This window comes from Mesorhizobium sp. M1A.F.Ca.IN.020.03.2.1, from assembly GCF_004023205.1.
In the GTDB taxonomy this organism is placed as follows: domain Bacteria; phylum Pseudomonadota; class Alphaproteobacteria; order Rhizobiales; family Rhizobiaceae; genus Mesorhizobium.
In genome coordinates this window covers 1-9,028 of the sequence record NZ_RZSV01000221.1, presented here as the reverse complement: position 1 = coordinate 9,028, position 9,028 = coordinate 1, and the positions used below count along the sequence as shown (strand labels likewise).

8 protein-coding genes and 1 pseudogene are annotated in these 9,028 nt (G+C 65.0%); 5 read left to right on the top strand and 4 right to left on the bottom strand.

Translation table 11 applies throughout. The features are described 5' to 3' along the window. Window positions 1–259: aldehyde dehydrogenase family protein (locus EOA79_RS25880; protein WP_128293422.1), on the top strand; the 259-nt coding region annotated here is incomplete at its 5' end. A 96-nt stretch (window positions 260–355) separates the two neighbouring features. Further along, a complete protein-coding gene (locus EOA79_RS25875; RefSeq protein ID WP_095825645.1) occupies window positions 356–1,378 on the top strand; it encodes an aldose epimerase family protein in 1,023 nt (340 codons plus the stop codon). On the opposite strand, the gene EOA79_RS25870 is transcribed toward EOA79_RS25875, so the two are convergent. Next, window positions 1,375–2,295 (bottom strand): sugar kinase, encoded by a 921-nt coding sequence (locus EOA79_RS25870; RefSeq protein WP_095825644.1) that lies wholly within the window; start codon window positions 2,293–2,295, stop codon window positions 1,375–1,377. The two genes, EOA79_RS25875 and EOA79_RS25870, sit on opposite strands and share 4 nt — an antisense overlap. Before the next feature lie 154 nt (window positions 2,296–2,449). Between EOA79_RS25870 and EOA79_RS25865 the strand changes: the two genes are divergently transcribed. Both EOA79_RS25865 and EOA79_RS25860 read left to right on the top strand, forming a co-directional pair. After that, window positions 2,450–2,893 carry a FixH family protein gene (locus EOA79_RS25865; RefSeq protein ID WP_067329635.1) on the top strand — a complete coding sequence of 148 codons (444 nt, stop codon included), beginning with the start codon at window positions 2,450–2,452 and terminating at the stop codon, window positions 2,891–2,893. 7 nt (window positions 2,894–2,900) lie between these two features. After that, window positions 2,901–4,100, top strand: a complete 1,200-nt coding sequence (locus tag EOA79_RS25860) for a cytochrome c peroxidase (RefSeq protein ID WP_128293421.1) — start codon at window positions 2,901–2,903, stop codon at window positions 4,098–4,100. 59 nt (window positions 4,101–4,159) lie between these two features. Here the strand turns inward: EOA79_RS25860 and EOA79_RS25855 are convergent, their stop codons facing one another. After that, entirely contained in the window at window positions 4,160–4,612 is a 453-nt protein-coding gene (locus tag EOA79_RS25855) for an Lrp/AsnC ligand binding domain-containing protein (RefSeq protein ID WP_095778463.1), read from the bottom strand. Between the two features lie 165 nt (window positions 4,613–4,777). On the opposite strand from EOA79_RS25855, the gene putA reads away from it, so the two are divergent. Further along, complete coding sequence (gene putA, locus EOA79_RS25850) at window positions 4,778–8,386, top strand: bifunctional proline dehydrogenase/L-glutamate gamma-semialdehyde dehydrogenase PutA (protein WP_095825642.1); 3,609 nt, start codon at window positions 4,778–4,780, stop codon at window positions 8,384–8,386. 33 nt (window positions 8,387–8,419) lie between these two features. Here putA and EOA79_RS25845 read toward each other — a convergent pair. Then, window positions 8,420–8,671, bottom strand: a pseudogene (locus EOA79_RS25845) (antibiotic biosynthesis monooxygenase). 49 nt (window positions 8,672–8,720) lie between these two features. Next, window positions 8,721–9,028 (bottom strand): energy transducer TonB (locus tag EOA79_RS25840; RefSeq protein WP_164893948.1); only part of this gene is annotated, 308 nt, incomplete at its 5' end.

Sequence of the window (9,028 nt, the reverse complement as noted above, 5' to 3'; positions counted from 1 at the left end):
GGAAGAAGCGATCGCATTGGCCAACGACACCGAGTTCGGCCTCGCCTGCTATTTCTACACCGGCGATCTCGGCCGCGCCTTCCGCGTCATGGAAGGGCTGAAATACGGCATGGTCGGCGTCAATGAAGGCCTGATCACCACGCCCGAGGCGCCGTTCGGCGGCGTCAAGGAATCGGGCCTCGGCAAGGAAGGCGGACATCAGGGCATCGAGGACTATCTCGACACCAAATATGTCTGCCTCGGTGGCCTCGGCCTCTGACACCGCTCGACTGGCGGGGCAGGCATCAGGCCTGCCCTTGCCGGAGATGGCCGGCGTAGTCCACAGATCAATGAACTGACATTTTCGGGCACAGCGATGAAGGACGGCGAGGTCTTCGGCACGACGCAGGCGGGCGAGGCCGTTCGCCGCTTCACCATCCGTGGCGGTGGTCTCACGGCCAACATCATCGGGCTTGGCGCGATCATCCAGGATCTGCGGCTCGCCGGCCATGATGCGCCGCTGGTGATGGGCTACGACCAGTTCGAGCCCTATGAGACCGACCGCGCCTATTTCGGCGCCGTCGTCGGCCGCTTCGCCAATCGCATTCGCGACGGCCGCTTCACCATCGCCGGCAAGCGCTACCAGACCGAGCGCAATTTTCTAGGGAAACACACGCTGCATGGCGGCTCGGAGGGCTATTTCCACCGGCCATGGTCGGTCTCGCTGCACGGGCGCGATTTCGTGACGCTGACACTGCACGATCCCGATGGCACGATGGGCTTTCCAGGCGCGCTGGACGTCACCTGCACCTACCGGCTGAAGATCCCCGGCACGCTCAGCATGGAACTGACCGCCACATGCGAGGAGCCGACGCTCTGTAATCTTGCGCAGCACTCCTACTTCAATCTCGACGACGGGGGCGCGGGCGACATTCTCGACCACCGGCTGATGCTCAATGCCGGCGCTTATACGCCCGTCGACGCAGAGATGATCCCGACCGGCGCGGTGAAGCCCGTCGACGGCACGCCCTATGACTTCCGCCAGGCGCGGCCGCTGCGCATGGAATCGGAAGGCGAGCAGCTTCCCTACGATCTGAATTACTGCCTCGCCTCCAGCCGTGGACCGCTGCACCAGGCAGCCTGGGTGCAGGGCGCCAGTTCCGGCGTCGAAATGGAAGTCTGGACCACCGAGCCCGGCCTGCAGCTCTATGTCGGCCAGTATGTCGCGCCGTCCTCCCCTGGGCTGGACGGGCGCGGCTACAAAGCCTTTTCAGGCTTCTGCCTCGAAGCTCAGACCTGGCCCGACGCGCCGAACCGGCCCTATTTCCCACAGGCCACGCTTTGGCCGGGCCAGATCTACCATCAGGTGACGGAATACAGGTTCCGGCTCCCTAACTAGATCCCAAAGGCTGTTCTTAGAATCTCGAACGGCGCGAGCGCGCCGCGCACCTGTACGACGGCCGCAGCCACCCGATGCGCACGCCGAACCGCGTCGACTGGGGCGTGACCGGCAAGCCGGGCGGCGAGATAGCCGCCGTTGAAGGAATCGCCGGCGCCGGTGGTATCGACAGGCGAGGCGACATGCACTGCCTCGATTGTTTCCGAGGCGCCGTCCACGGCAATCAATGCCGGCTGCTCGCCGTTCTTAACGACAACCTCGCCGACCACTCCTCCGAGACGCCTGGCAGTTGTTTCCGGCGCCTCATCGCCAAACAGCATCTGCTCATCCGGAAAAGTGGGCAATGCGATATCCGCGACGGCGAGCGCTTCCAAGATCGCAGCCTCAGCGGTTTCACGGCTCGGCCACAGCCGGGGACGGTAATTCGGGTCAAAGGCGACCAGCGAACCCGCCGCGCGTGCTGTCGCGACGGCCGAAAGCAGGGTTTTGCGCGCGGCATCATCCAGAATTGCCAAAGTGATTCCGGAAAAATAGACAAGCGCCTGGTTTTCAAGACTTTTCGCCAGTGCCGCTGCATCGGAGGCAAGCTGGCGCGCGGCAGCATCGCTTCGCCAGTAAGTGAAGGCGCGCTCGGCTCCAGTGAGCGTGATGGCGTAAAGGCCCGGTCTTGCGCCGGCAATGACCGGGCTGCTGCCGATACCGATGCCGTTCTGGGCTAAGAACGCGATCTGATCGCGGGAAAAAGGGTCGTCGCCGAAGGCCGAGACATAGGTCGCGGGCCGGCCGGGGCTGAGCGCATGCAGCGCCCATAGCGTATTGAAGGTGTCGCCGGCAAAGCCCATACGCCAGTTCGGTCCTGCCTGGCCCGACAGTTCGAGCATGCATTCGCCGATCGACGCGACACCATTGGCTTCCATATGACTTGTCCTCCTAAAGCTTTGGTGCTGTAGCTTTTTGCAGCCAGCAGCGCCATGCTTGGCGCAGGCCGATTTTTGCGCCAGAAGCGATTTCCCACAGGCGGGAGGGATGCTGCGCGCAGCCCGTGACGTTATCAGCCGAAGAGGAGCCGGTTTGGCATCGATATGGCGTTACATTCTTGCGGGTCTCGGTCTTGCTGCCCTGCTGGTCGGCATTCTGACTGTCGTCTACCTGACGGCGCCGCATTCGGCACCGGGCCCCGATACGTCGCGTTCGAAAAAGACGGCGAGCGGCCTGTTCGTTGCGAGCTTCGAGCCGGAGCGCGGCGTCATCCGGCAGGGCGAGCTGCAATCCTGGCTGCTGACGCTGAAGACCTCCGCCGGCGCTCCGGTGGAGGGGGCCGCGATCACCGTTTCCGGCGGCATGCCGCAGCACAATCACGGCCTGCCGACCAGCCCGCAGGCGACCGACTATATGGGGGCGGGACGCTACCGCATCGACGGCGTGAAATTCACCATGACCGGCTGGTGGCAATTGCGCTTCGCGATCTCGGCGGCGGCGGGTTCCGATTCCGTCGTCTTCAACATCGTGTTGTGAGCGGCCGATGAAGCGTCTTCTCCGCCTCGCAAACCTGTCCGCTCTGGCTGCGCTCGCTTGGCTTGGCGGTTGCGGCGAGCCCGAGTTCAGCGACGCCGAGAAGAAGGCCATCGCCTCGCTGGCGTTGAACACGCTGCCGGCGCTCAAAGCGGACATGACGAACCAGTATGCCGATGTGCCGGCCGCTGCGGCGCTCGGATCGACGCTGTTCTTCGATGTCGGCATGAGCCGCGACGGCACGGTGTCCTGCTCGACCTGCCACAAGATCGACCGTCAGTTCCAGGACGACCTGCCGCGGGCGGTCGGCGTCAATCGCCGAACCATGCCGCTGGCCGGCGTGGCGCGCGATCCTTGGTTCTTCTGGGACGGACGTCGCGACAGTTTATGGGCGCAAGCGCTGACGCCGCTCGAAAACCCGCTGGAGCAGGCCGGCAACCGCGCGGCCTTCGCGCATTACATCAAGGACCGGTTCGGCGAGCGCTATGAGCGCATTTTCGGGCCGCTGCCCGATCTTTCCACCGTGCCGGCCAATGCCAGCCCGCTCGGCACCGAGGCCGAAAAGGCGGCATGGAACGCCATGCCCGCCAGGCAGGCCGAAGACGTCAACCGCGTCTTTGCCAATATCGGCAAGGCAATCGCGGCCTTCGAGCGCTCGATCGAACCTGGGCAAACGCGTTTCGACCGCTTCGCGATCGACCTCGCGACCGGCACCAAGCCGCAAGGCGATGCTGCCTTCTCGCCGGAAGAGATCCTCGGGCTGAAGCTGTTCATCGGCAAGGCCAATTGCGTGACCTGCCATAACGCGCCGCGCTTCACCGACAGTTCGTTCCACAACACCGGCGTGCCGCCGGTCAAAGATCTGCCGCCCGACCGCGGCCGGGTCGATGCCGTGGCTCAAGTGCAGGCGGACCCGTTCAACTGCTTCGGCGAGTTCCGCGACGGCGATGAAAGCGCCTGCCGCGAATTGCGCTTCATGGTGAAGGACGGGCAGCAACTCGTGCGCGCCTACAAGACGCCGTCGCTCAGGGGGGCAGCTACGCGTGCGCCCTACATGCATGCCGGGCAGTTCTCGACCCTCGACGAGGTGGTGGCGCATTATTCGAAAGCGGCGTCCAGCGTTGAAGGCGTTTCGGAGATCCACCCGCTCGAGCTCTCCGATCGCGAGCGCGCCGCTCTGGTGGCGTTTCTGAAGACTCTGTCGGAGTAGAGTCTTAATTTTGCGCGATTCCGGACGGAAAACGGCTGCGCATCTTTCCTGGAATTGCGCTAGCGATCCTTCACCGTTTCCATCGCCACGAAGGTGGAAGTCTGTGCCACGTGGGGAAGGGCCGAAATGCGCTCGCCGAGCACGCGGCGGTAGGCGGCGATATCGGTGGTGCGGACCTTCAGGAGATAGTCGAAGCTCGACGCCATCATATGGCACTGCTCGATCTCCGGCACGCCCTGCACCGCGCGGTTGAACGCGTCGAGCGCCGCCGAGCGCGTATCCGACAGCTTCACCTGGACGAAGGCGACATGTCCTTCGCCCATGCGCTCCCGGTCGATAATCGCGCGATAGCCTCTGATGTAGCCCTCCTTCTCAAGACGCTTCACACGGGCCTGCACCGGGGTCTTCGACAGCCCGACCTTCAAAGCCAGCTCGGACATTGAAAGCCGGCCGTCGCGCCCGAGCGCGGCCAGGATGTTGCGGTCAATGCGGTCCAATTGGTCTTCGCTCATCGGTCTTACGGTCAAAATGGCGGGAGCTAAGCCTATATGATAGCTCGAATGGACTGTCTCGTCGATTTCTTTGGACCGACCTGGGCTCCCAGCTGTGCTAGCTTGCGCCAATCGGTCCGGCGACCGCCAGACCTGCTCGCTAACGCTTGCTCTCATGGATCCGACATGCCGCTCGATGCCATCCGCCAGCAGATCCGCGCCAACTATTTGCCCGACGAAGACGAGGCGGTGAGGCGACTGTCCGCGGCTGCCGGGCTTTCGGCGGAAGAGCGCAAGGCGATCTCGGCGCGTGCGGCCGATCTGGTGCGCGCGGTGCGCGGCTCGACCGACCCTCGGCTGATGGAGGTTTTTCTTTCGGCCTATGGCCTGTCGACCAAGGAAGGCGTGGCGCTGATGTGTCTCGCCGAGGCGCTGCTGCGCGTTCCCGATGCCGAGACGATGGACGATCTCATCGCCGACAAGATCGCGCCGCACGACTGGTCGGCGCATTCGGGCAGCTCGAGTTCCATTTTCGTCAACGCCTCGACCTGGGCGCTGATGCTGACCGGCCGCGTGCTCGATGAAGGCGAGGGCGGCATCGAAGGCACGCTGCGCGCCATGGTGCGCAGGCTCGGCGAGCCGGTCATCCGCAAGGCCGTGGCGGCGGCGATGCGCGAAATGGGCGAGCAGTTCGTGCTCGGCCGCACCATCGCCGAGGCGGTCAAGCGCGGCCGTCCGATGACGCAGAAGGGCTATCTCTATTCCTTCGACATGCTGGGTGAGGCGGCCCGCACCGAGGCTGATGCGTTGCGCTATCACCGCGCCTATGCGGATGCGATTTCCTCGCTCGACGCGGGGTCCAATGGCCCGGACATTCGCTACAACCACGGCATTTCGGTCAAGCTTTCGGCACTGCATCCACGCTATGAGGTGGCGCAGAAGGAGAAGATGCTGCCGGTAATGGCCGAGCGGTTGTTGTCGCTGGCGCTTGCCGCGCGGCATTCGCGCATGGGCCTCAACATCGATGCCGAAGAGGCCGACCGGCTCGATTTGTCGCTCGACGTCATCGAACGCGTGCTCGCCGAACCGGAGCTTGCCGGCTGGGATGGTTTCGGCGTCGTCGTCCAGGCCTATGGCCCGCGCGCGGCCTTCGTCATCGACTGGCTCTATGCGCTTGCCAAAAAATACGACCGCAAGATCATGGTGCGGCTGGTGAAGGGCGCCTATTGGGACACCGAGATCAAGCGGGCACAGACGCTTGGGCTTGCCGGCTATCCGGTCTTCACCCGCAAGACCAACACCGACGTCTCGTATGTGGCCTGCGCGCGAAAACTGCTGTCGATGACCGACCGCATCTATCCGCAATTCGCCAGCCACAACGCGCACACGGTGGCTGCCATCCTGTCGATGGCGAAGGATCGCGACTCCTTCGAATTCCAGCGTCTGCACGGTATGGGCGAATCGCTGCACGAGACGGTGCGCAAGGCCGAAAGGACGCGCTGCCGCATCTACGCGCCGGTCGGTGCGCATTCCGACCTGCTCGCCTATCTGGTGCGGCGGCTCTTGGAAAACGGCGCCAACTCCTCTTTCGTCCACCAGTTGACTGACGAGGAGGTCGAGCCGGAAGAAATCGCCCGCGACCCGCTGGAGGCTGTAGAGAAACAAGGCCCCGCCGCCAATCCGGCGATCGCGCGGCCCGCCGCGATCTTCGGCGCCCACCGGCGCAATTCAAAAGGGTTCGACATCAGTGATGCGGTGACTCTTGCAGCCATCGACAGGGCGCGGGCGGAATTCGCGGGAGCGGATCGCTGGCATGCCAAGCCGATCACGCGCGCCGCCGGCTACGGCAAGCCGCGCCAGATCGTCAACCCGGCCAAGCCCGATGAGGTCGTCGGCACCGTGCATGAGGCGGCGGCCAAGCAGGTCGCGACGGCCGTTCGCATCGCTGTGGAGGCGCAGCCGGCCTGGGCAAAACGCCCGGTTGCCGAGCGCGCCGCGATCCTCAACCGCGCCGCCGACCTCTACGAGGCCAATGCCGCCGAGTTCTTCGCTTTGGCCACTCGAGAGGCCGGCAAGTCTTTGGCCGACGGCATCGCCGAAGTGCGCGAGGCGGTCGATTTCCTGCGTTACTATGCGGCCGAGGCGGCGAATGCCGAAGCGGGCACTGAAGCCCGTGGCGCGATCGTCTGCATCTCGCCGTGGAATTTCCCGCTGGCCATCTTCACCGGCCAGATCGCGGCGGCGCTCGTCACCGGCAATTCGGTGATCGCGAAGCCCGCCGAGCAGACGCCGCTGATCGCCTTCCGCGCCGTCGAGATGCTGCGCGAGGCCGGCGTGCCGGAGGATATCATCCAGCTCCTGCCGGGTGACGGTGCGTCGGTCGGAGCGCCGCTCACCGCCGACCCGCGCATCGCAGGTGTCTGCTTTACCGGCTCGACCGAGGTCGCCAAGCTGATCGAAAAACAGCTGGCCGAAACGGCGGCGCCCGATGCCATGCTGATTGCCGAGACGGGTGGGCTGAACGCCATGATCGTCGATTCCACGGCGCTTCCCGAGCAGGCGGTGCGCGACATCCTCGCCTCCGCCTTCCAGAGCGCCGGGCAGCGCTGCTCGGCGCTGCGCGTGCTCTACGTGCAGAAGGATGTCGAGAAGAAGATGCTGGCCATGCTGAAGGGCGCGATGGAAGCCCTCAATGTCGGCGATCCGTGGCTGATCTCGACCGATGTCGGCCCGGTCATCGACGATGAGGCGCAGGCCTCGATCGGCGACTACTGCAAGAAAAAGGGGCTGGAGGGGCGCCTCATCGCCAAGCTCGAAGCGCCGGCTGCCGGCCGCTTCGTCGCGCCGCATGTCTTTCGGGTCAAAGGCATCGAGGAGATGGAGCGCGAAGTGTTCGGTCCGGTGCTGCATGTCGCCACCTTCGACGCCGACGACATCGACGCGGTGATTGCCGGCATCAACCGCAAGGGCTACGGCCTGACCTTCGGCCTGCACACCCGCATCGAGGGCCGCGTCCAGCATTTCGTCGACGGCATCCATGCCGGCAACATCTATGTCAACCGAAACCAGATCGGCGCCGTCGTCGGCTCGCAGCCCTTCGGCGGCGAGGGTCTGTCCGGCACCGGGCCGAAGGCCGGCGGGCCACATTATCTGCGCCGCTTCCGCGAGGGCCCGCAAGCCGGAACGGAAGTCGGCGACGGCCACAAGGTGACGGCGACGGAACTCGCGGACAATCTGCCGGACCCGACGCTTGGCGGTTGGTCGACGCGACCCGATCGCGTGGCGATTCTGAGAAAGCATCTGCGCGGCAAGGGGGCTGCGGCCATCGCCGCCGCAGGGGGCCTCGATTTCGGGCAGGTCGACCTGCCGGGCCCGACCGGCGAGGCCAACACGCTGTCGCTGGCGCCGCGCGGACGGGTGCTCTGCCTCGGGCCGGATGCCGAGACGCTGCTTGCGCAGACAATCCAGGCTTTAGCCGCTGGCAATGCCGTTCTGGCAGTGGCGCCAGGCGCGCCGGCGGCGCTGTCGGCGCTGACCGGCAAGGGCCTGCCACTGGCGGCGATCGACGGTCGGCCGGACCCGGTCGAAGCGCGCTCGCTGCGCGTCGACGTGGTTGCCTTCTCCGGCACGCCGGAAGCGGCGCGCATCGTGCGCAAGGTGGTTGCCGAGCGCGCCGGGCCGATCGTGCCGCTGATCAGCGAGGTGCTTAATCCGGCGGCTTATGCGCATGAGCGCGCGGTCTGCGTTGACACGACGGCGGCCGGCGGCAATGCCAGCCTGCTTGCTGCGGCCTAATCAGGTGCGGGAAGGCCGCCGCGTTAGCGGCGGTCAGGCGCCCTCGACGACCGAAAACCCTTCGAACTGGGGGTGGCCAAGATAATGCACCTTGGCGGTGCCGGCGTTGCGATGGGCGGCGCGGAAGTTCTGTATAGCCCTCGGTCTCGTTGACCGGGCCGCGCAGCAGGTGGAATTCCTTAAAGCCTTTCATGTCGGAGAGGCTGGAATCGCGGCTCGTCCAGATGTTCTCGAAAGCCTCTCCGAGCCGTTCTGGACCTTGAAGCGGTTCATGGCGATGTACATTGGCTTCCTTTCGAAAGGACGAATTCTGACGTTTAGGGTGGCGGAGGCTTTAAAAAGGGCCGATCCGCGCCTTGAACACCCAACTTGATTTGCCGGTCTCGGGTGGAATGGGAGGGAACGGGGCTTGCTTGCGCACCAGCGTCAAAGCGAACTGATCGAGCTCGGCGGACCCTGAACTTTCAGTGAGCTGCAGGTCGCTGACGCTGCCGTCGGCCGCGACGACGAAAACCACCCTGGCGTTGTTGCGAGCCTTGGCCTGGATCGATTTCGAAACGCGACGGTTGGCGCGCGCAAGTTTCTTCTGGATTTCACCGCTGTAGTGGGATTCCAGGGCATTGCCGTCAGCGGCCTGTTTCT